Origin of the sequence: Nonomuraea basaltis, assembly GCF_005893125.1 — a bacterium.
Lineage (GTDB): Bacteria > Actinomycetota > Actinomycetes > Streptosporangiales > Streptosporangiaceae > Nonomuraea > Nonomuraea basaltis.
On the sequence record NZ_VCJS01000603.1, the window covers coordinates 1 to 830 of the forward strand.

At 70.7% G+C, this 830-nt stretch carries 2 protein-coding genes; one reads left to right on the plus strand and one right to left on the minus strand.

Features of this window, described 5'->3' with window-relative positions:
* Positions 1-281, plus strand: a 281-nt coding sequence (locus EJK15_RS72485; protein ID WP_206062412.1) for a hypothetical protein, incomplete at its 5' end; no start/stop codon positions are given.
* Between the two features lie 16 nt (positions 282-297).
* On the opposite strand, the gene EJK15_RS69625 is transcribed toward EJK15_RS72485, so the two are convergent.
* Positions 298-830, minus strand: a 533-nt coding sequence (locus EJK15_RS69625) for a lytic transglycosylase domain-containing protein (protein WP_138720973.1), incomplete at its 5' end; no start/stop codon positions are given.

Here is an 830-nt window from a genome sequence, read left to right on the forward strand (position 1 = left end):
AGATGTGTATAAGAGATAGGGTCGTCACCTATCCCGGCCGTGACCTGCTCATCGGCACCGTCACCGTGGGCGAGCTGCTCAGCGGGTCGGCCATCGACCGGGTGCTGGTGCTCGCCTCCCCCGGCCCACCCGGCGACGACACCCTCGTCGTGACCGCCGGCCACGTCAGGCCCATCTGGCGGGACGGCCTGATGACCCTGCTCACCATGCCCGCCGCCAGCGGCCGCATCGCGCCGGCCGAGGTGCCGAACCCGACCCCCTGCTGCGCCGACCACGCCTGACCGGCGCGACTCCGACCTAGCGGGGGCCGGTCAGGCGGCGTTCGCCCGCCGTGGTGAGGACGAAGACCTGCCAGTTGTAGTACGCGTAGTAGTTCCTCGGGTCGCGCTTGATCTGGCGGGCGTGCAGGAGGATGGCGTTCACGTACGCCTGGGACGGGTTGTAGGCGTGCAGCGCCCGCTGGTAGTTCTTGGGGGCGCCGGTCGCGCGCAGGTAGTTGGCGGCGGCCATGATGGCGTCCCGGGGGTCCTGGATGTCGCCGCCCATCCCGTACGCCCGCCATGTCGCGGGCATGAACTGCATGGGCCCCTGGGCGCCGACGTAACTGGCGGACTTCACCCGGCCGAACTTGGTCTCGGCGAACATCACCGCCGCCAGGACCTCCCACTCCACGCCGAACCGGCGCTCGGCCTTCTTGAAGTAGCCGAGCAGCTCGGCCGCCGGGCGGGGCTCCTGGACCTTGAACGTCGCGGACGGCTTGATGGGGCGGGCCAGGGCGAGCAGCTCGCGGATGGCCTTGGTGTTGTCCTTGGCCTGGGCGGCGAGGGAGG